Origin of the sequence: Streptomyces sp. NBC_00122 (assembly GCF_045160845.1) — a bacterium.
In the GTDB taxonomy this organism is placed as follows: domain Bacteria; phylum Actinomycetota; class Actinomycetes; order Streptomycetales; family Streptomycetaceae; genus Streptomyces.
Genome location: NZ_CP108191.1, coordinates 4664653 through 4687737 on the forward strand (window position 1 = coordinate 4664653; position 23085 = coordinate 4687737).

The following is a 23085-nucleotide window of genomic DNA, read 5'->3' on the forward strand; positions in this document are numbered from 1 at the left end:
CTGCAATGGGCGGAACACAGGCAATACGCAGTGGCAAGGACGGCCACGGTGGTCTCGGCAACGTGTTGTCGGGTATCGCCGTGGCCGTCGGCTTTGCGCTCTTCCTCGGCGGTTTCGTGTGGGGGGCGTTCGTCTACCGGCCCTACACCGTGCCCACCGACTCGATGACGCCCACCGTCGTGCCCGGGGACCGGGTGCTGGCGCAGCGCATCGACGGCGGTGAGGTGCGCCGCGGGGACGTGGTCATCTTTACTGATTCCATGTGGAGCGATTCGCCCATGGTCAAGCGGGTCGTCGGCATCGGCGGCGACACCGTGAAGTGCTGCGGCGCCGCCGGCGAGCTCACCGTGAACGGCACGGCCCTGGACGAGCCCTACATCGACGCCACCAAGCCCGACTCGGGGCTTCCCATGCCGCCCGGGCAGACCACCACCCCCGGCACGCCCTTCGAGGTGACGGTGCCGGAGGGCAACCTCTTCCTGATGGGTGACCACCGGAGCGGCTCCCTGGACTCCCGGGCGCACCTCCAGGAGGCCGGACAGGGCACCGTGCCCCGGTCGGCCGTCAGTGCCCGGGTCGACGCCCTCGCCTGGCCCTCCATGAAGATGCTGGAGCGGCCGCCGACGTATTCCGGGCTGCCCGGCGGGGTCTCCGGGCCCGGGCCGCTGCGGCTGCAGCTGGCGGCCGTGGTCGTGGGCGCCGCCCTGGTAGTGCTGGGGGCCGCGTACGGGCCGCTCGCACGGGTACTCGGGCGCGGCCGACGGCGGGAGCGGGCCGATGCCCGCTGAAGCGGCATCGGCGCCGGGCTGCCGGAAGGTGTCGCGGGTGATCCTGCTGGACCCGGCGGACCGGATCCTGCTGCTGCACGGCTTCGAACCGGCGGATCCCGCGGACGAGTGGTGGTTCACCCCGGGCGGCGGGCTGGAGGGCGACGAGAGCCGGGAGGACGCCGCGCTGCGGGAGCTGGCGGAGGAGACGGGGATCACACAGGTCGAATTGGGGCCCGTGCTGTGGCACCGGTACTGCTCGTTCCCCTTCGACGGGCGCCGCTGGGAGCAGGACGAGTGGTACTTCCTGGCCCGTACCGCCCAGACGGCGACCGAGATGGGCGGCCTCACGGAGCTGGAGCGACGCAGCGTCGCCGGAGCCAGGTGGTGGACCTCCGAGGAACTTCTCGCGGCCCATGAGACGGTGTACCCGACCAGACTCGCCGAGCTGCTCCGGACGCTGCTCGACGACGGTCCTCCGGGTGCGCCGGTGGTCCTGGCCCCGGAAATCGTTTAGGGGCGCAGGGGCCTGGCGCACAATAGGGGGACGCACGGCTGAAGGGGAACATGCCATGAGTGCCGAGGACCTCGAAAAGTACGAGACCGAGATGGAGCTGAAGCTCTATCGGGAGTACCGCGACGTCGTCGGGCTGTTCAAGTATGTGATCGAGACCGAACGTCGTTTCTACCTCACCAACGACTACGAGATGCAGGTGCACTCGGTCCAGGGAGAGGTCTTCTTCGAGGTCTCGATGGCCGACGCGTGGGTCTGGGACATGTACCGGCCGGCCCGGTTCGTCAAGCAGGTGCGGGTGCTGACCTTCAAGGACGTGAACATCGAGGAACTCAACAAGAGCGACCTCGAACTGCCGGGCAGCTGAGTTTCCTCCGTCGTACGGGTGACCGGGTTATCCACAACGGCGGAGTTGTCCACCAAGATCCACAAGGTGGGCGGGGGCGCGCGATCGTCGGTACCGGAGGTGGTGCCGGATGAACGCGAAGGGCGTGGCACAGCAGGCATTGGGGCGGTACGGCGAGGAACTCGCGGCGCGGCGGCTGACCGAGGCCGGGATGACCGTGATCGCGCGGAACTGGCGGTGCCGAGGCGGGGAGATCGACATCGTCGCCCGGGATGGTGACGCCCTCGTGGTGTGCGAGGTGAAGACCCGCCGGGCGGGGGAGTTCGAGCATCCCATGGCCGCCGTACGTGCGGGCAAGGCCGAGCGCTTACGGGCGCTCGCCGAGCGCTGGCTCGCCGACCACGGCGGACCACCCCCGGGCGGGGTGCGCATCGACCTCGTCGGAGTCCTGCTGCCGCGGCGCGGTGCGCCCGTGGTGGAGCACGTCAGGGGGGTGGCCTGATGGGGTTCGCCCGAGCCTGTTCGGTGGCCCTGGTGGGAGTCGACGGCGTGGTGGTGGAGGTCCAGGCGGACCTGGAGCCCGGGGTCGCGGCCTTCACCCTGGTGGGACTGCCCGACAAGACCCTGGTGGAGAGCCGGGACCGGGTGCGCGCCGCCGTGGTCAACTCGGGCGCGGCGTGGCCGCAGAAGAAGCTCACCGTCGGGCTCAGCCCGGCTTCCGTACCGAAGGGCGGATCGGGCTTCGACCTCGCGGTGGCCGCCGCGGTCCTGGGCGCCGCCGAGGTGGTGGACCCGGGTGCGATCACCGACCTCGTGCTCATCGGGGAGCTGGGCCTGGACGGCCGGGTGCGGCCGGTGCGGGGCATCCTGCCGGCGGTGCTCGCGGCGGCCGAGGCCGGCTACCGGCAGGTAGTGGTGCCGCAGCAGTGCGCCGCCGAGGCCACGCTCGTGCCGGACGTCTCGGTGCTCGGGGTGCGCAGCCTGCGCCAGCTCATCGCCGTACTGACCGACGGGGCGGTCCCCGAGGAAGAACCGCCGGACCCGCCGGGCCGCCCCGATCCGATGCTGGCAGGCCTGGTCCTCCCGGGCGCGGGCCTGGGGACGGGCCTGTCGAGTACGCCCGGCGGCTGGGAAGGACTGGACCTCGCCGACGTCGCGGGCCAGCGCCCCGCCCGGCGGGGGCTGGAGGTCGCCGCGGCCGGGGGCCACCACATCCTGCTGAGCGGTCCGCCCGGGGCGGGCAAGACGCTGCTGGCCGAGCGGCTGCCGGGCATCATGCCCCCGCTCACCCGACAGGAGTCCCTGGAGGTCACGGCCGTCCACTCGGTCGCCGGGATCCTCCCACCGGGCGAGCCGCTGGTGACCGTCCCGCCCTACTGCGCCCCGCACCACTCGGCGACGATGCAGGCCCTGGTCGGGGGCGGCAGCGGGCTGCCGAGACCCGGAGCGGTGTCACTGGCCCACAAAGGGGTGCTCTTCCTCGACGAGGCGCCCGAGTTCCGCCCCCAGGTGCTGGACGCGCTGAGACAGCCCCTCGAATCGGGGCACATCGTGGTGGCCCGGGCGGCCGGGGTGGTGCGCTTGCCCGCCCGGTTCCTGATGGTGCTCGCCGCCAATCCCTGTCCGTGCGGGCGGCACACCCTGCACGGGGCGGGATGCGACTGCGCGCCCTCGTCGATCAGGCGGTACCAGGCGCGGCTGTCCGGGCCCCTTTTGGACCGGGTCGACCTGCGCATCGAGGTCGAACCCGTCACCCGGTCCGACCTGCTCGGCCACGGCGGGCGGGGCGAGACCAGCGCCACCGTGGCCGGGCGGGTCGTCGAGGCCCGGGCGCGGGCGGCCCGCCGTCTCGACGGCACCCCCTGGCGGATCAACAGCGAGGTCCCGGGGCGGGAGCTGCGCACACGCTGGCAGCTCGCCCCGGGGGCGCTGGCACAGGCCGAGCGGGATCTGGAGCGCGGGCTGCTCACCGCGCGGGGGCTGGACCGGGTCCTCAGGGTCGCCTGGACCGTTGCCGACCTGCGGGGGCGGGACCGGCCCGAGGCACTGGACGTGGCCGTCGCCCTGGAACTGCGGACCGGAATCGCCCGCGGGGCAACCCTGGCGGCGGGGGCCGGGCCATGACCGGGGCCGGGGCCGGGGACGACGAGGGCGAACGGTTGGCGAGGGCGGCGCTGACGCGGGTGCTGGAGCCCGGGGAGGAGCGGGGCGGGAGGTGGCTCCGGGAGTACGGGGCGGTCGGGCTGATGCGGATGCTGACCGCGCCCGGGGCGGAGGCGGGCGCTCCCGCGGGGGTGGGGGCCGAGCGGCTCGCCGGCTACCGCAGACGGGCGGCGCTGGCCGATCCCCGGCGGGACCTGGAGCTGGCCGCCGAGTCGGGGGGCCGGTTCGTGTGCCCCGGCTCGGCGGAGTGGCCGACCCAGCTCGACGACCTCGGTGACGCACGGCCCGTCGGGCTGTGGCTGCGGGGCCGGCCGAACCTGCGGACCTGGGCGCTGCGCTCGGTCGCCGTGGTCGGGGCCCGGGCCTGCACCCCGTACGGCGCACACATGGCCCAGACCCTGGCCGCCGGACTCGCGGAGCGCGGCTGGGTCGTGGTCTCGGGGGCCGCGTACGGGATCGACGCCGCAGCCCACCGTGGGGCCCTCGCCTCGGGCGGCGCCACGGCCGCGGTGCTGGCCTGCGGGGTGGACGTCGCCTATCCCCGTGGACACGCCGGGCTCCTCGGCCGGATCGCCGGCCAGGGCCTGGTCCTGGGGGAGCTGCCGCCCGGTAGCCATCCGACCCCCAGCCGGTTCGTCCTGCGCAACCGGGTCATCGCCGCCCTCACCCGGGGCACGGTGGTGGTGGAGGCCGCCCACCGCAGCGGGTCCCTCGTCACCGCCCGGCGCGCCCAGCGGCTCGGCAGGTTCACGATAGGCGTCCCCGGGCCCGCCACCAGCGGCCTCTCGGCCGGGGTGCACGAACTGCTGCGGGGCGAGGCCGTGCTGGTCACCGACGCGGCGGAGGTGGTGGAACTCGTCGGCTCCATCGGGGAACTGGCCCCTGAGCGGCGCGGCCCCGTGCTCGCCAGGGATCTGCTGGACCCGGACACGGCCCGCGTGCTCGAAGCGCTCCCGGCCGGCCGCCCGGTCCACGCGGAGGAAGTGGCACGTGCCTCCGGCAACGGCGCAGATGAAGTCATCGGCAGACTGTACGAACTTCACTCTCTGGGGTTCGTCGAACGGCAGGGCGACGGCTGGCAGTTGAGTCGACGAACACCTGAAGGAGGCACACAAACCGGAACCGTCCGGCGAGGCGGTCGTTGACCTGGAGCGTTCCGGTGAAAGAGTGAAACCGATGAGAGACGCGGTCTTCCCGGTGGCAGTCGCCGGGACCGTGCGCCAGGCGCCGGTCCCGGGTCGCACGCGCGAGTCGGGTCGCCCCTGCGCCCCCGCGCGATCCCGTACTCTTCGCGCACCGCGACACTCCCGTCACGCTACGCTCCCAAGGAATCCCGCTCCGGCAAAGGCGAAGCATGCCCCAGCACACCTCAGGGTCCGACCGCGCTGCGCTGCCCCCCGCTGCCCGTGGCAGCGTGCGGTCCACCGCGCCCTCGTCCCTGGAGGTGCTCTGGCGCTCGTACAAGGAGTCCGGTGACGAGCGGCTGCGGGAGCAGCTGATCCTGCACTACTCGCCGCTGGTCAAGTACGTTGCGGGCCGCGTCAGCGTGGGCCTGCCGCCCAATGTGGAACAGGCCGACTTCGTCTCCTCCGGGGTCTTCGGACTGATCGACGCCATCGAGAAGTTCGACATCGACCGGTCGATCAAGTTCGAGACGTACGCCATCACCCGGATCCGCGGCGCGATGATCGACGAACTGCGGGCGCTGGACTGGATTCCGCGCTCGGTCCGGCAGAAGGCCCGGGCCGTGGAGCGGGCCTACGCCACGCTGGAGGCCCAGCTGCGGCGCACCCCGACGGAGACCGAGGTCGCCGCGGAGATGGGGATCGGGGTCGAGGATCTCCACACGGTCTTCAGCCAGTTGTCCCTGGCCAACGTGGTCGCCCTGGAGGAGTTGCTGCACGTCGGCGGGGAGGGGGGCGACCGCCTCTCGCTGATGGACACCCTGGAGGACACCGCCGCCGACAACCCGGTGGCGGTGGCGGAGGACCGGGAGTTGCGGCGCCTGCTGGCGCGGGCCATCAACACCCTGCCCGAGCGGGAGAAGACGGTGGTCACCCTCTACTACTACGAGGGGCTCACGCTGGCCGAGATCGGCAACGTACTGGGCGTCACCGAGAGCCGGGTCAGCCAGATCCACACCAAGTCGGTGCTGCAACTGCGGGCGAAGCTCGCGGATGTGGGGCGGTGAGCTTGCGGTACCTCCGTAGAGTGGAGGGGTGCCCAGGATTCGAGCGGCCTCCGTGGCCGAGCACCGGTCGATGCAGCGCGGCGCCCTCTTGGACGCCGCACGCTCCCTGCTGTCCGAAGGCGGGACGGAGGCACTGACCTTCCCCGCCCTCGCGGAGCGGACCGGCCTCGCCCGGTCCTCCGTGTACGAGTACTTCCGCTCCCGAGCCGCTGTGGTCGAAGAGCTGTGCGCGGTGGACTTCCCCGTCTGGGCCGCCGAGATCGAGGCCGCGATGGAGCAGGTCCAGTCGCCCGAGGCCAAGATCGAGGCCTATGTGCGGAGCCAGCTGGGGCTGGTCGGCGACCGGCGGCACCGCGCGGTCGTGGCGATCTCCGCGAGCGAGCTGGACGCCGGGGCGCGGGAGAAGATCCGCGCGGCCCACGGGGGTCTGGTGGCGATGATCGTCGAGGCGCTGAGCTCTTCGGGGCAGGCGGAGCCGAGGCTGGCCGCGATGCTGCTGCAAGGGGTCGTGGATGCCGCCGTCCGGAGGATCGAGCTCGGGGCCGCCGAGGATCCGGACGTCGTGACGGAGACGGCCGTCGCCATGGCCCTGCGGGGCGTGCGGGGCTGAGCCCAGGTTCCTCCCTCCTGCCTCTCCGCCCGCGTCTCACCTCCCGCCGGGGTCCGGTAGCAGGCGGGGCGTCGGGCGGGGGAGCAGGGTGAGCGGGTTCAGGTACGCCTCGCCCGCCAGCAGGCCCCAGTGCAGGCACGGGACCGGACAGTGGGAGCCCTCCGTCAGGAGCGCCACCACCTGGCCCGCCATAACCTGCTCGCCCTCCGAGACCAGCGGGCGGACCGGCTCGTACGTCGTGCGCAGTCCGTTCGGCAGGGCGATCGAGAGGACCCCGCGGCCGGCGACCGGGCCCGCGTGGTGGACCCGGCCGGCGGCGACCGCGCGGAGCTCGGCGCCCACCGGCGCGGACAGGTCCACCCCGCGGTGGCCGGCGGCGTACGGGGTCGGGGGCGGGTCCCACCAGCGGGCCACCGAGAGCGGCGCGGGCAGTGGCCGGACCCCGGGGACGGCCGCCTGGACCAGGGTCAGCAGCAGGCTGAGCAGCAGTGTCGTCATGATCTGAAGGGTCCCGGGCCAGGCCGACACGCGCGTCGCCCTGTGGACAGACCGGCGGATGTGGACAACGGCGTCACCCGGCATACCGCCGGGTCCCGTACACTTCTTGTGGCGATCCGGGTCACCGGGTCGACTTCGCACGCCCCAGCACCGAGCCGAAACGGCAGGTGACAGCGTCTCTCGGTCCCGATGGGGGCAGGGCGCGGCGGGGCGTCAGGAACCAAACCGAGAAACCAAGGAGATGGCCATGGCCGTCGTCACGATGCGGGAGCTGCTGGAAAGCGGCGTCCACTTCGGTCACCAGACCCGCCGTTGGAACCCGAAGATGAAGCGCTTCATCTTCACGGAGCGCAACGGCATCTACATCATCGACCTGCTGCAGTCGCTGTCGTACATCGACCGCGCCTACGAGTTCGTGAAGGAGACCGTCGCGCACGGTGGCTCCATCATGTTCGTCGGTACCAAGAAGCAGGCCCAGGAGGCCATCGCCGAGCAGGCGACGCGCGTTGGTATGCCGTACGTCAACCAGCGGTGGCTGGGTGGCATGCTCACCAACTTCTCCACCGTCTACAAGCGCCTCCAGCGTCTGAAGGAGCTTGAGGCGATCGACTTCGAGGACGTCGCCGCCTCGGGTCTCACCAAGAAGGAGCTCCTGGTCCTCTCCCGCGAGAAGACCAAGCTGGAGAAGACCCTCGGTGGTATCCGCGAGATGTCGAAGGTCCCCAGCGCCGTCTGGATCGTCGACACCAAGAAGGAGCACATCGCCGTCGGTGAGGCGCGCAAGCTCCACATCCCGGTCGTCGCGATCCTCGACACCAACTGTGACCCCGACGAGGTCGACTACAAGATCCCGGGCAACGACGACGCGATCCGCTCCGTCACCCTGCTCACCCGCGTGATCGCCGACGCCGTCGCCGAGGGCCTCATCGCCCGCTCCGGCGCTGCGACCGGCGACTCGAAGCCGGGCGAGAAGGCCGCCGCCGAGCCGCTCGCCGAGTGGGAGCGCGACCTGCTCGAGGGCGACAAGAAGGCCGACGCCGCTGAGGCCGCTCCGGCCGAGGCCGCCGCCGAGGCCCCGGCCGCCGACGCTCCGGCCGCCGAGGCCCCGGCCGCCGAGGCCCCGGCTGCCGAGGCCCCGGCGGCCGACGCCGAGCAGGCCTGACCCACTGAGAGCGCCCGGCGTTCACTCGCCGGGCACTCGCAGCACGGACGATGACGGCGGGGGAGCCGCGCACACGGCGCGGCGCCTCCGCCGTTCACCCGTAGATCTACGACTTCGAGAGAGAATCACAGACTCATGGCGAACTACACCGCCGCTGACGTCAAGAAGCTCCGCGAGCTCACCGGCGCCGGCATGCTGGACTGCAAGAACGCGCTGGTCGAGGCTGACGGCGACGTCGAGAAGGCCCAGGAGGCCCTCCGCATCAAGGGTCAGAAGGGCGTCGCCAAGCGCGAGGGCCGTTCTGCCGAGAACGGTGCCGTCGTCTCCCTGATCGCCGACGACAACACCTCCGGTGTCCTCGTCGAGCTGAAGTGCGAGACGGACTTCGTCGCCAAGGGCGACAAGTTCCTGGCCGTCGCCAACCAGCTGGCCGCGCACGTCGCCGCCACCTCCCCGGCCGACATCGAGGCGCTGCTCGCGTCCGAGATCGAGCCCGGCAAGACCGTCACGGCCTTCGTGGACGAGGCGAACGCCAACCTCGGCGAGAAGATCGTCCTGGACCGCTTCGCGCAGTTCTCCGGCGCCTACGTCGCGTCGTACATGCACCGCACGATGCCCGACCTGCCGTTCCAGATCGGTGTCCTGGTCGAGCTCGACAAGGAGAACGCCGAGGTCGCCCGCGGCATCGCGCAGCACATCGCGGCGTTCGCCCCGCAGTGGCTCTCCAAGGAAGACGTTCCGGCCGAGAAGGTCGAGTCCGAGCGTCGCATCGCCGAAGAGGTCACCCGCGCGGAGGGCAAGCCCGAGGCCGCCCTGCCGAAGATCGTCGAGGGTCGCATCAACGGCTTCTTCAAGGACGCCACCCTGCTGGGCCAGGCGTACGCGCTGGACAACAAGAAGTCCGTCCAGAAGGTCCTGGACGAGGCCGGTGTCACCCTGAAGCGCTTCAGCCGCATCAAGGTCGGCATCTGAGTCCGTCCGTACGCGAACGGACACCGGACCCCGGTAGGGTCTGAGGCAGTCGTCCGCGCTTGCGCGAGGCGACCGCAGATCTGACGAGGAGGCCATTGCCGCAGAGGGAACCGCGAGGACCCACCGGCAATGGCCTTCTTCGTATGTGCACGAGGAGATCTCCATGAATCAGGGCGTGGACCCCCACACCGCTTCCGACGACAAGAGCGACCAGGACAAGAAGGGCCGCCGCCGCTTCATGCTGAAGCTGTCGGGCGAAGCCTTCTCCGGTGGCAGAGGACTGGGCGTCGACCCCGACGTCGTCCACGCCATCGCGCGCGAGATCGCCGCGGTGGTCCGTGACGGCGCGGAGATCGCCGTCGTGATCGGCGGCGGAAACTTCTTCCGCGGCGCCGAACTCCAGCAGCGCGGCATGGACCGGGCCCGGTCCGACTACATGGGCATGCTCGGCACGGTCATGAACTGCCTCGCTCTCCAGGACTTCCTGGAGAAGGAGGGCATCGACTCCCGCGTGCAGACCGCCATCACCATGGGCCAGGTCGCGGAGCCGTACATCCCGCTGCGCGCCGTGCGGCACCTGGAGAAGGGCCGCGTCGTCATCTTCGGCGCCGGCATGGGCATGCCGTACTTCTCCACCGACACCACGGCCGCCCAGCGCGCCCTGGAGATCGACGCCGAGGCCCTGCTCATGGGCAAGAACGGTGTCGACGGGGTCTACGACTCCGACCCGAAGAAGAACCCCGACGCGGTGAAGTTCGACGCGCTGGAGTACGGAGAGGTCCTCTCCCGCGACCTCAAGGTCGCGGACGCGACCGCCATCACGCTGTGCCGTGACAACAAGCTGCCGATCCTCGTCTTCGAGCTGCTCGCCGAGGGCAATATCGCGCGCGCCGTCAAGGGTGAGAAGATCGGCACGCTCGTCAGCGACCAGGGAACCCGGGCCTGAGCAGTCCGCTGCCGGACCGAGCCCGGACCGGATCCGCCCGCCCCGCCCGCCTGAACCATCCATTCAAGACATGCAGGAGCACGTGGTGACCGAAGAGATCCTCCTCGAGGCCGAGGAGAAGATGGAAAAGGCCGTCGTCGTCGCCAAGGAAGACTTCGCCGCGATTCGCACCGGCCGTGCGCACCCGGCGATGTTCAACAAGATCGTGGCGGAGTACTACGGCGCCATCACGCCCATCAACCAGCTCGCGTCCTTCTCGGTGCCCGAGCCGCGCATGGCGATCGTGACCCCGTTCGACAAGAGCGCCCTGCGCAACATCGAGCAGGCCATCCGCGACTCCGACCTCGGTGTCAACCCGAGCAACGACGGCAGCATCATCCGGGTGACCTTCCCCGAGCTGACGCAGGACCGCCGCAAGGAGTACATCAAGGTCGCGCGCACCAAGGCCGAGGACTCCAAGATCTCCCTGCGCGCCGTCCGCCGCAAGGCGAAGGACGCCCTTGACAAGCTGGTCAAGGACAAGGAGGCCGGCGAGGACGAGGTGCGCCGCGCCGAGAAGGAGCTCGACGACACCACCGCGAAGTACGTCGCGCAGGTGGACGAGCTGCTCAAGCACAAGGAAGCCGAGCTGCTCGAAGTCTGATGAACGACTCTTCCTGGCAGCCGGAGCCAGTTCCGGCGGGTCCCGCATACGATGCGCAGGTGGGCCCGCACACTCGGCCCATGCCCATCGTGCCCGATGCCGCCGGCCGTGACTTCGACGACCGGGAAGCACGCGATCGGGGGGCCGTCCCGGACGGCGGCCTCCTCTTCCGCGCCGAGACGCCGCCGCAGGAGCCCATGCCCAGCCCCCCGCCCCCGCAGCCGCAGGACGCCTCGCCACCGCCGCCGAAGAAGCGCGCGGGACGGGACCTGCGTGCCGCCATAGGGGTCGGCGTCGGCCTCGGCGCCGTCATCTTCGCCTCGCTGCTGATCGTCAAGGCGGTCTTCGTCGGCGTCATCGTCGTGGCGGTCGTCGTGGGCCTGTGGGAGCTCACCTCCCGCCTGCAGGAGAAGAAGGGCATCAAGGCCCCGCTGGTCCCGCTCGCCGTCGGCGGCGCGGCCATGGTCATCGCCGGATACGTCCGCGGTGCCGAGGGCGCCTGGGTGGCCATGGCCCTGACCGTGCTGGCGGTCCTGGTCTGGCGGATGACCGAGCCGCCCGAGGACTACCTCAAGGACGTCACGGCGGGTGCCTTCGCGGCGTTCTACGTGCCCTTCCTGGCCACCTTCGTCGCGATGCTGCTCACCGCTGACGACGGGCCGCAGCGGGTGATCACCTTCCTGCTCCTGACGGTGGTCAGCGACACCGGGGCCTACGCGGTCGGCTGGCGCTTCGGCAAGACCAAGCTCGCGCCGCGCATCAGCCCCGGAAAGACCCGCGAGGGCCTGTTCGGCGCGGTGGCCTTCGCGATGGCCGCCGGCGCGCTGTGCATGGAGTTCCTGATCGACGGCGGCTCCTGGTGGCAGGGCCTGCTCCTGGGCCTGGCGGTCGCCGTCAGCGCCACGCTGGGCGACCTCGGCGAGTCGATGATCAAGCGGGACCTGGGCATCAAGGACATGGGCACCCTGCTGCCGGGACACGGCGGCATCATGGACCGGCTCGACTCGCTGCTGCCGACCGCCCCGGTGGTGTGGCTGCTCCTGGCCGCGTTCGTCGGTACGGGCTGACCTGCGGAAAGGCGTCGTAACACGCCGGGCGGTTACTCTTGGAAGGCGCGCTGCTTCTGCGGCGCGCCTTTCGTCTTACAAGGAGTACCTGCCATGGCCCGCCCTGTTCCGGGAGAGCTCACCTTCGTCGCCCCGCGCGGAGCCAAGAAGCCGCCCCGGCACCTCGCCGACCTCACTCCCGAGGAGCGCCGTGAGGCGGTGGCCGCGATCGGCGAGAAGCCGTTCCGGGCCAAGCAGCTCTCCCAGCACTACTTCGCGCGCTACGCGCACGACCCGGCCGAGTGGACCGACATCCCCGCGGGCTCCCGCGAGAAGCTCCGGCAGGAGCTCCTCCCGGACCTGATGAACGTCATCCGGCACATCAGCTGCGACAACGACACCACCCGCAAGACCCTGTGGAAGCTGCACGACGGCACGCTCGTCGAGTCCGTGCTCATGCGCTACCCCGACCGGGTCACGATGTGCATCTCCTCGCAGGCCGGCTGCGGCATGAACTGCCCGTTCTGCGCCACCGGCCAGGCGGGCCTGGACCGCAACCTGTCCACCGCCGAGATCGTGCACCAGATCGTCGACGGCATGCGCGCGCTGCGCGACGGGGAGGTCCCCGGCGGCCCGGCGCGGCTGTCGAACATCGTCTTCATGGGCATGGGCGAGCCGCTGGCCAACTACAACCGCGTGGTCGGCGCCATCCGCCGCCTCACCGACCCGGAGCCCGACGGCCTGGGCCTCTCCCAGCGCGGTATCACCGTCTCCACCGTCGGCCTGGTCCCCGCCATGCTGCGCTTCGCCGACGAGGGCTTCAAGTGCCGCCTCGCGGTCTCGCTGCACGCGCCCGACGACGAGCTGCGCGACACCCTGGTCCCCGTGAACACCCGCTGGAACGTCCGCGAGGTCCTCGGCGCGGCCTGGGAGTACGCGGAGAAGTCCGGCCGCCGGATCTCCATCGAGTACGCCCTGATCCGTGACATCAACGACCAGGCCTGGCGCGGCGACCTGCTGGGCAAGCTGCTCAAGGGCAAGCGTGTCCACGTCAACCTGATCCCGCTGAACCCGACGCCCGGCTCCAAGTGGACCGCCTCGCGGCCCGAGGACGAGAAGGCCTTCGTGGAGGCCATCGCCCGGCACGGCGTCCCCGTGACCGTACGGGACACCCGCGGCCAGGAGATCGACGGCGCGTGCGGTCAGCTGGCCGCTTCGGAGCGCTAGGTTCCGGTTCTGGCCGGTCGCGATCGGCCACGGGGTACCCTGTGGCCGAACCAATTTCATATTCCGACAGGGGAGCGCCACAGCGCTGAGAGTGCGGTATCCGTCATCCGCAGACCCTCTGAACCTCGCCCCGGTCATTCGGGGTAGGAAGTTCGGTCACCACTCAAGCTGTTGCGCCCTGCCCGGCGTCCGCTCGCGAAGAGCGCCGGGCAGGGCCGCGTCTTCTCCTGGACATCCCAGGAGGAATTCACCAGTGAGCACCACCAAGAAGCTGGCGGGCGCAGCGCTCGCGGCCGCGCTGGGCGTCGCCACGCTCAGCGCCTGCGGCGGCGATGCCAAGGACAAGTCCGCGGGTTCGAGTGACGCCCCGAAGTCCAAGACGGTCACGCTCGTCTCCCACGACTCCTTCAACGTGACCGACACGGTCCTCAAGGAGTTCGAGCAGCAGAGCGGCTACACCGTCAAGGTGCTGAAGTCGGGGGACGCGGGCGCGGCGCTCAACCAGGAGATCCTCACCAAGGGCTCCCCGCGCGGCGACGTCTTCTTCGGCGTCGACAACACCCTGCTCTCGCGCGCCCTCGACAACGGGATCTTCACGCCGTACGAGGCCAAGGGCCTGGCCGGGGTGAAGCCCGAGTACGTGCTCGACAAGGAGCACCGGGTCACGCCGATCGACTCCGGCGACATCTGCGTCAACTACGACAAGGCGTACTTCGCCGACAAGAAGCTCGCCCCGCCGCAGACGCTGGACGACCTGGTCAAGCCGGAGTACAAGAACCTGCTGGTCACCGAGAACGCGGCGACCTCCTCGCCCGGCCTCGGCTTCCTGCTCGCCTCCGTCGGCAAGTACGGCGAAGAGGGCTGGAAGGACTACTGGAGCAAGCTCAAGGCCAACGGCGTCGAGGTCGTCGACGGCTGGGAGCAGGCCTACAACGAGCGCTTCTCGGGCTCCGCGGGCGGCAAGAAGGCCAAGGGCGACCGTCCGCTGGTGGTCTCCTACGCCTCCAGCCCGCCGGTCGAGGTGCTGTACGGCGAGCCGCAGCCGGCCGAGGCCCCGACCGGCGTCTCCACCGGCACCTGCTTCCGCCAGACCGAGTTCGCGGGTCTGCTGAAGGGAGCGAAGAGCGAGGAGGGCGGCAAGGCCCTCCTGGACTTCCTGATCAGCAAGAAGTTCCAGGAGGACATGCCCCTCCAGATGTTCGTGAACCCGGTGACGAAGGACGCTTCCCTGCCGGAGCTGTTCACGAAGCACGGTGTGGTGATCGAGAAGCCCGAGAACGTCGCTCCCGAGAGCATCGCCAAGAACCGTGATCAGTGGGTCAAGGCATGGACCTCGCTCGTCGTGAAGTAAGCGGCACCAAGGAGCCGGGTGCGGCGCCGGGAGGCGCCGCACCGGGCCCCGGCCCTCGCGAGGGCCGGCGGGCGATCGCGGTGCGACTCGCCCTGATGGCCGTACCCCTGGTCTTCTTCGGGCTCTTCTTCGCCTATCCCGTCGCCGCGATCGTCGGGCGCGGGCTCAAGACCGACGACGGCTGGCAGTTCGGCCGGATCGGCGAGGTGCTCGCCCGGCCCGACATCGCCGACGTGCTGTGGTTCACCACCTGGCAGGCGCTCGCCTCCACCGCGCTCACGCTGGTGATCGCACTCCCCGCCGCGTACGTCTTCGCGCGCCTCGACTTCCCCGGCAAGCAGCTGCTGCGGGCGGTGGTGACGGTCCCCTTCGTGCTGCCGACCGTGGTGGTCGGTACCGCCTTCCTCGCGCTGGTCGGCCGGGGCGGGCTGATGGACGAGCTGTGGGGCGTCCGGCTGGACACCACCGTGTGGGCGATCCTGCTCGCGCACGTCTTCTTCAACTACGCCGTCGTCGTAAGGACGGTCGGCGGGCTCTGGGCGCAGCTGGACCCGCGCCAGGAGGAGGCCGCCCGCGTGCTGGGCGCCGGACGGTTCGCCGCCTGGCGGCATGTGACGCTGCCGGCGCTGGCCCCGGCGGTGGCGGCCGCCTCGCTGATGGTGTTCCTGTTCACCTTCAGCTCCTTCGGCGTCGTGCAGATCCTGGGCGGCCCCTCGTACTCCACCCTGGAGGTGGAGGTCTACCGGCAGACCGCGCAGTTCCTGGACCTGTCTACGGCCGCCGTGCTGACGATGGTGCAGTTCGCGGCGATCGGCGGGGTCCTCGCCGTGCACGCCCGGACGGTGCGTCGGCGGGAGACCGCGCTGCGGCTCGTGGACCCGGCGCGTACGGCCCACCGGCCGCGCGGCTGGGCGCAGAGCGCCCTGCTGGGCGGGGTGCTGCTGACGATCGCGCTGCTGATCGTGCTGCCGCTGGGCGTGCTGGTGGAACGGTCCTTCGACGTTCCCGGCGGATACGGGTTCGGTTTCTACCGGGCGCTGCAGGACACGGGCGCCGGCGGCGGAACGTTCCTGGTGCCGCCGCTGGAGGCGATCTGGAACTCGCTCCAGTACGCGCTCGCCGCCACCGCCATCGCCCTGCTCGTCGGAGGCCTCGCGGCCGCCGCGCTGACCCGGCGGGCGGGCCGTTTCGTACGGGGCTTCGACGCGCTGCTGATGCTGCCGCTCGGGGTGTCCGCCGTGACGGTGGGCTTCGGCTTCCTGATCACACTGGACGAGCCGCCGCTGGATCTGCGGACCTCGTGGATCCTGGTGCCGCTCGCGCAGGCGCTGGTGGGCGTGCCTTTCGTCGTACGGACCATGCTGCCGGTCCTGCGCGCCGTCGACGCACGGCTGCGGGAGGCGGCCGCCGTCCTCGGCGCGTCCCCGCTGCGGGCGTGGCGGGAGGTGGACCTGCCGCTGGTGCGGCGGGCCCTGCTGATCGCGGCCGGGTTCGCCTTCGCCGTCTCGCTGGGCGAGTTCGGTGCGACCGTCTTCATCGCCCGGCCCGACCGGCCGACGCTGCCGGTGGCCGTGGCGCGGCTGCTGGGACGGGCCGGTGAGCTGAACTACGGGCAGGCGATGGCCCTGAGCACGATTCTGATGCTGGTGTGCGCGGTGTCCCTGCTGGTGCTGGAGCGACTGCGACCCGACAAGACCTCCGGAGAATTCTGATGACGCTGCTTCAGCTGGAAGGGGTGTCGGTCCGCTTCGGTGAGCGGGCGGGCGGGTACGCCCTGGACCGCGTGGACCTGCGGGTCGCCGAGCACGAGATCGTGTGCGTGCTGGGGCCGAGCGGGAGCGGCAAATCCACCCTGCTCCGGGTCGTCGCCGGGCTCCAGCAGGTGTCCGCGGGGCGGGTGCTGCTCGGCGGCGCGGACCAGGCGGCCGTGCCCACGCACCGTCGGGGCGTCGGCCTGATGTTCCAGGACCACCAGCTGTTCCCGCACCGGGACGTCGGCGGGAACGTCGCTTTCGGGCTGCGGATGCGGGGCTCCTCGAAGAGCGCCTGCGAGGGCCGGGTCGCGGAGCTGCTGGAGCTGGTCGGGCTCCCCGGAGCCGGGAAGCGGGCGGTGGCCTCCCTGTCCGGCGGCGAGCAGCAGCGGGTCGCGCTGGCCCGGGCACTGGCCCCGTCCCCGCGGCTGCTGATGCTGGACGAACCGCTGGGTCAGCTGGACCGCGGGCTACGGGAGCGCCTCGTGGTGGAGCTGCAGGGCCTGTTCTCCCGGCTGGGCACGACCGTGCTGGCCGTCACGCACGACCAGGGGGAGGCCTTCGCGCTGGCCGACCGGGTGGTGGTGATGTGCGACGGGCGGATCGCGCAGGCCGGTACCCCGCTGGAGGTGTGGCAGCGGCCCGCGTCGGAGTTCGTGGCGCGGTTCCTCGGCTTCGAGAACGTGGTGCCGGCCGTGGTGTCGGGCGGCGTGGCGGGGACCCCGTGGGGGAAGGTGCCGGTTCCCGATGGGGAGGCGGACGGGGAGCGGCGGCTGCTGATCCGCCCGGCGGGGGTCGTGCTGGGGCCGGACGGCCTGCGGTGCGAGGTGCTCTCCCGCACCTTCCGGGGAACGCACGTCGCACTGCTGCTGCGGCCGGAGGCGGGTCCGGTGCTGGAGGCGGAGTGCGCACTGGCGGGGGCGCCCGCCGTGGGGGACCGGGTCGCGGTGACCTTCGCCCCCGCGGAGGTGGTCGTACTCCCGGCGGACGCCCCGGGCTTCGGTGACGTGGACGACGCCGCCTAGGGGCGGATGCCGTCGCAGGAGATGGGCAGGTGGCGCGGGCCGCGCAGGACCGCGTTCTGACGGTACGGGGGCGGGTCCTCCAGCAGTTGCGGGTTCTCCAGCCTGCGGGCCAGCTCGCTCAGCGCCAGCTGGGCCTCCAGCCGGGCCAGCGGAGCCCCGAAGCAGCTGTGGATCCCGCTGCCGAGGCCGAGGTGCTGGATGTCCCCGCGGTCCGGGTCGAAGCGGTCCGGGTGGTCGAACCGCTTGGGGTCGCGGTTCCCGGACGCCAGGATCAGCCAGAGCGACGCGCCCTTGGGGATGGTGACGCCGCCGATCTCGATCTCGGTGAGCGGGCTGCGCTGGGGCAGCAGCTGCACCGGCGGTTCGTAGCGGAGCAGTTCCTCGACGATGGGGACGGCCATACCCGGGTCCTCGCGCAGTCGCTGGAGGACCTCCGGGTGGCGCAGCAGGGTCAGCATCCCGTTGGTGATGAGGTTGACGGTGGTCTCGTGGCCCGCGATCAGCAGGAGGGCCGAGGTGCTGAGGATCTCCATCGTCGTCATCGTGCCGTCCGGCGTGTCCGCGGTCGCCAGGTGGGACAGCATGTCGTCGCCCGGGTTCTTGCGGCGCTCCTCGATCAGCCCGGCCAGGTACATGCCGAGCTCCATCCGGGTGTCCTGCGAGCCCTTGTGGCGCTGGGAGGGGTCGGCGTCCGGGTCGGGGTCCAGGCTTGCGGCGAGGGTGTCGGCCCAGACGTGGAACCGCGGCTCGTCCTCGGGCGGCACACCGAGCAGCCGGCAGATCACCGAGACCGGGAAGGGGTAGGAGAACTGGTCGACGAGGTCGATCCGGTCCAGCCCGTCGGCCGCGACGATGCCGTCGATGAGCCCGGAGACGATGCCCTTGAGCTCGCCGCGCATGTCGTGGACCCGGTGCGGGGAGTGCGGCGGCCCGAACGGCCGGTTCGTCATCCGGCGCAGCCGGTCGTGCTCCGGCGGGTCGAGGCCGAGGAAGGACGGCGGCAGGGCCGTCTCCCCGTCCTCCTCGGTCTGGGCCAGCGGATCACCCGTCGTCGGCGTCAGGTTGCGGCGGTCGGAGCTGATCCGGGGGTCGTGGAGGAGGCTGTGGATCTCGTAGTACGTGCTGATGACGTACGGCCCGTCGCTGTCCTGGGACACCGGTGTCTTGCGGAGCTCCTCGTACAGCGGATACGGATCGGCGCGGTTCGCGTAGTCGATGATCTCCCGCAGGATGGCTTGTGTCATGACAGGTCCTCGTGGTCCTCGGGGGAGGGCGCGGCGGGGTCAGTGGCGCGCGGGGGTGAAGGTCATCTTCCGGTCGGCCGGCGAGTAGCCGCTGAGGGTGATGGTCGGGCCGTGCGTGGGCACCGACGGGTCCGGGAAGTCCGCGGCCAGGGCCTTGTGCCCCTCCGGCCTGCGGTCCACGGTGGCGAACTGCGGCGGGAACGGCGCGGTCGTCTCGATCAGGTGCTGGTAGAACGGCAGCCAGCGGCACTGGTCGAAGGTGACGGCTGCGATGACGCGCCCCTGGTACCCGTACACGGCCGCGAACCTGCGCTCGTCGCGCGAGCCCTGCGTGATGAGGATCTCCGTTCCCATCGGAGGGACGCCGACGGACTTGATGTTCACCCCGAACTGGGAGGACCAGAAGGCCGGTACCCACACGTGGGGGCGGCGGTCCATGCCCTCGCTGAGCATGTTGTGCGCCGCCGTCTCGGCCTGGGCGACGGCGTTGCCCCAGTGCTCCAGGGACAGGAACTGGTACCCGAACAGAGCGTGCGGGGAACGTGCCACGTCACCTGCCACATAAATGTCGTCGGTGACGATGCCCCAGATGTTGAAGGCCCGGCAGCCCGCGTCACAGGCGATGCCGCGGGGTCCCGCACCCAGTCCGGATCCGGCGAGCCATTCGGTGTTGCGCTGCGCGCCGAGAGAGACGACCACCACGTCGGCCTCGACGGTGGCGCCGTCGGACAGGTGCGCGGCGCGGACCCGCCCGGAGGGGTCGCCCTCCAGCGCGGTCACCATCACACCGGTACGCAGGTCCACTTCGTGCGTGCGGTGCATCTCGGCCGCTACCTCGCCGATGACTCCGCCGAGCGCGCCGACCAGCGGGGCGTTGCCCCGCTCGGCGACGGTGACGGGCAGGCCGCGCTCCCGGCAGGCGGACGCGATCTCCGAACCGGTGAAGCCGGCTCCGATGACGAGCACCCGGCGGGGACCGGCCGCGAGGCTGCGTTCCAGCGCGGCGCCGTCGTCGCGGGTGCGCAGGACGAAGACGCCGTCCAGCGCTCCCTCCTCCTCGTTCGGCCACGGCCGGGCCCGTACGCCGGTGGCGATGAGCAGGCGGTCGTACTCCACCTCGTCACCGTCGGCGAGCCGGACCCTCCGGCCCGCCATGTCCAGGCCGGTGGCGGGGACCCCGAGACGCCACTTCGCGTCGATGTCCCGGCGGCGGGGGAGCGCGGTGCGGTCCGCGGTCGCCTTGCCCAGCAGGACCTGCTTGGACAGCGGGGGCCGGTCGTACGGCTCGTACGGTTCGTCACCGATCATCGTGAGCGAACCGGTGAAGCCCTTCTCGCGCATGGTCTCGGCCGCCCGCAAGCCGGCCAGGGAGGCGCCGACGACGACGATCCGGCCGTCGCGCTTGAGGCGCTCCAGACTTCCGTCACCGTTCACCGCGCACCTCCGCGGTGGGTACGGGCTCGTCCGACGCGTCGTATTCGACGAGGATGGCCTGGACCGGACAGGCGGCGACGGCGCGCGCGACGTGCTCGCGCTGCTCCTCGTCGGCCTCCGGGTTGTACAGCAACGACTCGTCCCCGTGCATGGCGAACACGTCGGGAGCGAGGAACGCGCATTGCGCGTATCCCTGGCAGCGATTGAGGTCGACGACAAGCCTCATGAAAGACCCGTCCTTCCGTGGCCCGGTCATCCGCGTGATCCCAGTCGTCCCCGAGCCCCCCGTCCCCGATCCCTCCCCTCATCCAGGATGCGCGCGGGAGCCAAGGACGGCCTGCCGGGCGGCAGATGCGCAGGTCAGCGCCGTGTTCGCAGGATGTGGACGCTGATGACGAGAGCCCAGGCCGGGAACACCAGCTCGGACCAGGGCACACCGGACCCGATGACGATCAGGACCAGCCCGACGACGGTGCCCAGCACGCCCAGCGACCTGGGGAAGGCCCCGAGCCGCCGCCCGATCGCCGTGGTCGCGAAGACGAAGACGGCCGCCATCCGCATGCAGTAGGTCGCGAGGATCGTGTAGGCGTAGTGGCGGCCGAAGCCGGAGGGCGTGTTCTCCGCCAGCACGGTGCCCGCCGCCCCGGCGGCGACGAACAGGGTGGCGACGAAGACGAATCCGCTGCCGAGGAACACGGTGGCGATGAATCTGTCCTCGGCCTCGCCGGTATGGGCGCGCAGGGCGCCCATGAACCACAGGAAGAAGATCCCGGCGAAGGGCACGATCTCCAGGGCCACCCGTACCGCCCAGCGCCGGTCCGGATCGATGGCCGTGTCGGCGTTCCCCGACGGGACGGCGATCCGTATCAGCACGATCGCCGCCGCGAGCAGCAGCGCGAAGGCGACTCCGACCATTCCCGCGGCGCGCGGGGTCCGCAGCCGCTGAGTCGTGGGTTCCATGAACCCTCGCTTTCTCCCCCGTCCAGCAAGCGGCAGGCGCGGCTCCGCCACCATCGGGGACCGGCCGACCGGGTGAACCGGCCGACCGGGTGAACCGGCCGACCGGGTGAACCGGCCGACCAGGTGAACCGGCCCGCCTACGCCACCGGTTCGGGGACCGGGGCGTCCGCCTCCGCGTCGGAGCCCTCGTGCTTGCCGTACCAGGCGACCGCCACCGCCCCGGTCACGGCCAGGACGAAGCCCAGGACGGCCAGCCAGGCGAGGCCCGGGCGCGAGGCGTCGCCGAGCCACAGGACGCCGATCGCGCCCGGGAGGACCGTCTCGCCGACGACCAGGGCCGCCGTCGCACCGTTCACCGAGCCGATCTGGAGGGCGACGGTGTGCAGGTACATGCCGCCGACGCCCGCCACCACGATGGCGTAGAGCGCCGGGTCGAAGAGCAGCGTGCCGAGGTCGAAGGGGTCGATGCCGTCGAGGATCCGGACGCCGACGCCGAGCGCGCCGAAGCCCAGGCCGGACAGCAGGCCCGCCAGGATCGCCGCCCCGCCGCCCAGCAGCCGTACGGCCACCGTGCCGCCCGCCATCAGCAGCAGGGTGATCCCCAGCAGCCACCAGTGCGTGGACATCGGCGCGTGGTGGCCGCCCTCGTGGCCCGCCGCCGTCGCCAGCAGCACCAGCGCCGTGCAGACCACTCCGATGGAGGTCCACTCCTTGCGGCTCAGCCGGATGCCCAGCATCTTCACGCTCAGCACGGCCGTGATCACCAGATTGGCGCTGATCACGGTCTGCGAGAGGAAGAGCGGCAGCAACCGGGCCGCCAGAGCGCCCAGCCCGAAGCCCACGAAGTCCAGGATCGTGCCGACGATGAACTCCCACGTCATCGCCGCCTTGGCGGTGGACGACAGGTTGGGGCCGCCGTGCGCCGTCACCCCGGCGGCGGACGGGGACATCCGGGCGGCGCGGCGCGATCCGACGGCTTGCAGGACGGATCCCGTCCCGTAGCAGATGGACGCCGCGACAGCGGTCAGCAGGCCTATGAGCACCAAGGGCTCCGTTCACGTCTGGCAGGTTTTGCGGTACCTCTGCCAGACGTAAGAACGGGCCGGGAAGTTGCTTCGAGAGCTCAGCTCATCGACGCGAGCGCGCCAGGAACCTCGTCCACCGAGTCCACGAGGGCGATCCGGGACTCCATCGCCCGGCCGCGCGCCAGCGCTTGGAGCAGGGGCCAGGCCGGGAGGTGCTCGGTCCAGTGGGCCCGGTCGACCAGGATCATCGGCGCGGGCTCGCCCCGCGACGCGTAGTAGTTCGGCGTCGCGCTGTCGAAGACCTCCTGGACCGTGCCCGCCGCACCCGGCAGGAACACCACGCCCGCCGTGGACCGCGCCAGCAGTCCGTCCTCGCGGGTGGCGTTCGCGAAGTACTTGCCTATGTGGCCCGCGAAGGCGTTCGGCGGCTCGTGACCGTAGAACCAGGTCGGAATGCCCACCGAGTCGCCGCCGTCGGGCCACCGGTCGCGTACGGCGAAGGCCGCCTGCGCCCAGTCGGACACGGACGGGGCGAAGGACGGGGCCTTGGCCAGCAGCTCCAGGGCTTCGGCGAGGGCCTCGTCGGGGGCCGGGGCCAGGTAGGCGCCGAGGTTGGCGGCCTCCATCGCGCCGGGCCCGCCGCCGGTGGCGACCGTGAACCCGGACCGGGCCAGCGCCCGGCCCAGCTCGGCCGCGCCCCGGAACTCCGCACCACCCCGGGACATGGCGTGGCCGCCCATCACGCCGACCACCCGGGCACCGGCGAGGTGCTCGTCGAGCGCGTCGGAGACGGCGTCGTCGTGGATGGAGCGCAGCATCGAGGAGAAGACGTCGCCGTCCGCCTTGGTCTCCTGGAACCAGGCGTAGGCCTGGGCGTCGGGAGTGGCCTCGTACCCGCCGAGCAGCCCGGCGAACAGCTCCTCGGGCGTGTACAGCAGGCTCCGGTACGGGTTGAACGGCAGGTCCGGCACGGGCGGGAAGACCAGCGCGCCGTCGGCGCGGACCTTCGCCGAGGCGTCGGGCTCCATCGCGCAGCCCAGGAACACGGCCGCCGAGGTGTCGGCGGACAGCAGGGCGAACGTCCGCTCCAGCAGGTTGACCGACTGGATCCGGTAACCGCTGAGCGAGCCGCGGGCCACGACCCGGTCGAATTCGGCGAGCGTCTCGATCTCGATGTCTGCGTTGACCATTCGGCCCACCCTAAGGGCTG

Annotated in this window: 24 protein-coding genes and 1 riboswitch; of the genes, 17 read left to right on the top strand and 7 right to left on the bottom strand. The window is 71.5% G+C overall.

The genetic code is table 11. The features are described from left to right. The first annotated feature begins 5 nt into the window (after positions 1–5). The 8 genes from lepB (at position 6) to OG737_RS22290 (ending at position 6591) form a co-directional block, all read left to right on the top strand. Positions 6–788 (top strand): signal peptidase I, encoded by a 783-nt coding sequence (lepB, locus tag OG737_RS22255; RefSeq protein WP_328927883.1) that lies wholly within the window; start codon positions 6–8, stop codon positions 786–788. Next, the gene (locus OG737_RS22260; RefSeq protein ID WP_328927884.1) at positions 778–1284 is read left to right on the top strand and encodes an NUDIX hydrolase; all 507 of its coding nucleotides are present in this window, start codon (positions 778–780) and stop codon (positions 1282–1284) included. Before lepB ends, OG737_RS22260 begins: the two co-directional genes overlap by 11 nt. Before the next feature lie 55 nt (positions 1285–1339). Next, the gene (locus OG737_RS22265; protein ID WP_005311352.1) at positions 1340–1648 is read left to right on the top strand and encodes a DUF2469 domain-containing protein; all 309 of its coding nucleotides are present in this window, start codon (positions 1340–1342) and stop codon (positions 1646–1648) included. Between the two features lie 109 nt (positions 1649–1757). After that, positions 1758–2129 carry a YraN family protein gene (locus OG737_RS22270; protein WP_405678322.1) on the top strand — a complete coding sequence of 124 codons (372 nt, stop codon included), beginning with the start codon at positions 1758–1760 and terminating at the stop codon, positions 2127–2129. Next, complete coding sequence (locus OG737_RS22275) at positions 2129–3751, top strand: YifB family Mg chelatase-like AAA ATPase (RefSeq protein ID WP_405921899.1); 1623 nt, start codon at positions 2129–2131, stop codon at positions 3749–3751. The genes OG737_RS22270 and OG737_RS22275 overlap by 1 nt, the downstream gene beginning before the upstream one ends. Continuing rightward, positions 3748–4935, top strand: a complete 1188-nt coding sequence (dprA, locus tag OG737_RS22280; protein WP_328927887.1) for a DNA-processing protein DprA — start codon at positions 3748–3750, stop codon at positions 4933–4935. Before OG737_RS22275 ends, dprA begins: the two co-directional genes overlap by 4 nt. Before the next feature lie 209 nt (positions 4936–5144). Then, a complete protein-coding gene (gene whiG, locus OG737_RS22285) occupies positions 5145–5981 on the top strand; it encodes an RNA polymerase sigma factor WhiG (protein ID WP_328927888.1) in 837 nt (278 codons plus the stop codon). Between the two features lie 52 nt (positions 5982–6033). Next, entirely contained in the window at positions 6034–6591 is a 558-nt protein-coding gene (locus OG737_RS22290; protein ID WP_328930441.1) for a helix-turn-helix domain-containing protein, read from the top strand. A 36-nt stretch (positions 6592–6627) separates the two neighbouring features. On the opposite strand, the gene OG737_RS22295 is transcribed toward OG737_RS22290, so the two are convergent. Continuing rightward, on the bottom strand, positions 6628–7089 hold the full coding sequence (locus OG737_RS22295; protein ID WP_405921900.1) for a M23 family metallopeptidase: 462 nt from the start codon (positions 7087–7089) through the stop codon (positions 6628–6630). A 247-nt stretch (positions 7090–7336) separates the two neighbouring features. On the opposite strand from OG737_RS22295, the gene rpsB reads away from it, so the two are divergent. From rpsB to OG737_RS22340, 9 genes are all read left to right on the top strand, one after another. Next, the gene (gene rpsB, locus OG737_RS22300) at positions 7337–8251 is read left to right on the top strand and encodes a 30S ribosomal protein S2 (protein ID WP_405921901.1); all 915 of its coding nucleotides are present in this window, start codon (positions 7337–7339) and stop codon (positions 8249–8251) included. A 135-nt stretch (positions 8252–8386) separates the two neighbouring features. Then, the gene (gene tsf / locus OG737_RS22305) at positions 8387–9223 is read left to right on the top strand and encodes a translation elongation factor Ts (protein ID WP_405678315.1); all 837 of its coding nucleotides are present in this window, start codon (positions 8387–8389) and stop codon (positions 9221–9223) included. Positions 9224–9386: 163 nt separating this feature from the next. Further along, positions 9387–10169, top strand: a complete 783-nt coding sequence (pyrH, locus tag OG737_RS22310; RefSeq protein ID WP_328927892.1) for a UMP kinase — start codon at positions 9387–9389, stop codon at positions 10167–10169. Positions 10170–10254: 85 nt separating this feature from the next. Next, positions 10255–10812: a ribosome recycling factor gene (gene frr, locus OG737_RS22315; RefSeq protein ID WP_030016386.1), complete on the top strand. Its 558-nt coding sequence runs from the start codon at positions 10255–10257 to the stop codon at positions 10810–10812. Then, positions 10812–11879, top strand: coding sequence for a phosphatidate cytidylyltransferase (locus tag OG737_RS22320; protein WP_328927893.1), 1068 nt, complete (start codon positions 10812–10814; stop codon positions 11877–11879). Before frr ends, OG737_RS22320 begins: the two co-directional genes overlap by 1 nt. Positions 11880–11972: 93 nt before the next feature. Next, positions 11973–13085 carry a 23S rRNA (adenine(2503)-C(2))-methyltransferase RlmN gene (gene rlmN / locus OG737_RS22325; RefSeq protein WP_328927894.1) on the top strand — a complete coding sequence of 371 codons (1113 nt, stop codon included), beginning with the start codon at positions 11973–11975 and terminating at the stop codon, positions 13083–13085. A 58-nt stretch (positions 13086–13143) separates the two neighbouring features. Beyond that, positions 13144–13253: riboswitch (TPP riboswitch) on the top strand. Between the two features lie 85 nt (positions 13254–13338). Further along, on the top strand, positions 13339–14436 hold the full coding sequence (locus tag OG737_RS22330) for a thiamine ABC transporter substrate binding subunit (RefSeq protein WP_405678312.1): 1098 nt from the start codon (positions 13339–13341) through the stop codon (positions 14434–14436). A 95-nt stretch (positions 14437–14531) separates the two neighbouring features. After that, the gene (locus OG737_RS22335; RefSeq protein ID WP_328930442.1) at positions 14532–16148 is read left to right on the top strand and encodes an iron ABC transporter permease; all 1617 of its coding nucleotides are present in this window, start codon (positions 14532–14534) and stop codon (positions 16146–16148) included. Then, positions 16148–17212: an ABC transporter ATP-binding protein gene (locus OG737_RS22340; RefSeq protein WP_405678309.1), complete on the top strand. Its 1065-nt coding sequence runs from the start codon at positions 16148–16150 to the stop codon at positions 17210–17212. The genes OG737_RS22335 and OG737_RS22340 overlap by 1 nt, the downstream gene beginning before the upstream one ends. On the opposite strand, the gene OG737_RS22345 is transcribed toward OG737_RS22340, so the two are convergent. The 6 genes from OG737_RS22345 to OG737_RS22370 form a co-directional block, all read right to left on the bottom strand. Beyond that, positions 17209–18456, bottom strand: coding sequence for a cytochrome P450 (locus tag OG737_RS22345; protein WP_328927898.1), 1248 nt, complete (start codon positions 18454–18456; stop codon positions 17209–17211). The genes OG737_RS22340 and OG737_RS22345 overlap by 4 nt on opposite strands. Before the next feature lie 39 nt (positions 18457–18495). Then, entirely contained in the window at positions 18496–19890 is a 1395-nt protein-coding gene (locus tag OG737_RS22350; RefSeq protein WP_328927899.1) for an FAD-dependent oxidoreductase, read from the bottom strand. Next, a complete protein-coding gene (locus tag OG737_RS22355) occupies positions 19880–20116 on the bottom strand; it encodes a ferredoxin (RefSeq protein WP_328927900.1) in 237 nt (78 codons plus the stop codon). The genes OG737_RS22350 and OG737_RS22355 overlap by 11 nt, the downstream gene beginning before the upstream one ends. Before the next feature lie 134 nt (positions 20117–20250). Further along, entirely contained in the window at positions 20251–20850 is a 600-nt protein-coding gene (locus OG737_RS22360; RefSeq protein WP_328927901.1) for a hypothetical protein, read from the bottom strand. 137 nt (positions 20851–20987) lie between these two features. Next, positions 20988–21893, bottom strand: coding sequence for a hypothetical protein (locus tag OG737_RS22365; RefSeq protein ID WP_328927902.1), 906 nt, complete (start codon positions 21891–21893; stop codon positions 20988–20990). 80 nt (positions 21894–21973) lie between these two features. Beyond that, a complete protein-coding gene (locus tag OG737_RS22370) occupies positions 21974–23065 on the bottom strand; it encodes a Rossmann fold nucleotide-binding protein (RefSeq protein ID WP_328927903.1) in 1092 nt (363 codons plus the stop codon). Between the last annotated feature and the right edge of the window lie 20 nt (positions 23066–23085).

Coding starts and splice junctions, on each gene's coding strand:
- OG737_RS22265 (WP_005311352.1), top strand. CDS start 1,340: ATGAGTGCCGAGGACCTCGAAAAGTACGAGACCGAGATGGAGCTGAAG.
- OG737_RS22340 (WP_405678309.1), top strand. CDS start 16,148: ATGACGCTGCTTCAGCTGGAAGGGGTGTCGGTCCGCTTCGGTGAGCGG.
- OG737_RS22370 (WP_328927903.1), bottom strand. CDS start 23,065: ATGGTCAACGCAGACATCGAGATCGAGACGCTCGCCGAATTCGACCGG.
- OG737_RS22360 (WP_328927901.1), bottom strand. CDS start 20,850: ATGGAACCCACGACTCAGCGGCTGCGGACCCCGCGCGCCGCGGGAATG.
- rpsB (WP_405921901.1), top strand. CDS start 7,337: ATGGCCGTCGTCACGATGCGGGAGCTGCTGGAAAGCGGCGTCCACTTC.
- tsf (WP_405678315.1), top strand. CDS start 8,387: ATGGCGAACTACACCGCCGCTGACGTCAAGAAGCTCCGCGAGCTCACC.
- OG737_RS22275 (WP_405921899.1), top strand. CDS start 2,129: ATGGGGTTCGCCCGAGCCTGTTCGGTGGCCCTGGTGGGAGTCGACGGC.
- OG737_RS22345 (WP_328927898.1), bottom strand. CDS start 18,456: ATGACACAAGCCATCCTGCGGGAGATCATCGACTACGCGAACCGCGCC.
- OG737_RS22335 (WP_328930442.1), top strand. CDS start 14,532: ATGGCCGTACCCCTGGTCTTCTTCGGGCTCTTCTTCGCCTATCCCGTC.
- OG737_RS22270 (WP_405678322.1), top strand. CDS start 1,758: ATGAACGCGAAGGGCGTGGCACAGCAGGCATTGGGGCGGTACGGCGAG.
- OG737_RS22295 (WP_405921900.1), bottom strand. CDS start 7,089: ATGACGACACTGCTGCTCAGCCTGCTGCTGACCCTGGTCCAGGCGGCC.
- OG737_RS22260 (WP_328927884.1), top strand. CDS start 778: ATGCCCGCTGAAGCGGCATCGGCGCCGGGCTGCCGGAAGGTGTCGCGG.
- pyrH (WP_328927892.1), top strand. CDS start 9,387: ATGAATCAGGGCGTGGACCCCCACACCGCTTCCGACGACAAGAGCGAC.
- whiG (WP_328927888.1), top strand. CDS start 5,145: ATGCCCCAGCACACCTCAGGGTCCGACCGCGCTGCGCTGCCCCCCGCT.
- dprA (WP_328927887.1), top strand. CDS start 3,748: ATGACCGGGGCCGGGGCCGGGGACGACGAGGGCGAACGGTTGGCGAGG.
- rlmN (WP_328927894.1), top strand. CDS start 11,973: ATGGCCCGCCCTGTTCCGGGAGAGCTCACCTTCGTCGCCCCGCGCGGA.
- OG737_RS22320 (WP_328927893.1), top strand. CDS start 10,812: ATGAACGACTCTTCCTGGCAGCCGGAGCCAGTTCCGGCGGGTCCCGCA.
- lepB (WP_328927883.1), top strand. CDS start 6: ATGGGCGGAACACAGGCAATACGCAGTGGCAAGGACGGCCACGGTGGT.
- OG737_RS22355 (WP_328927900.1), bottom strand. CDS start 20,116: ATGAGGCTTGTCGTCGACCTCAATCGCTGCCAGGGATACGCGCAATGC.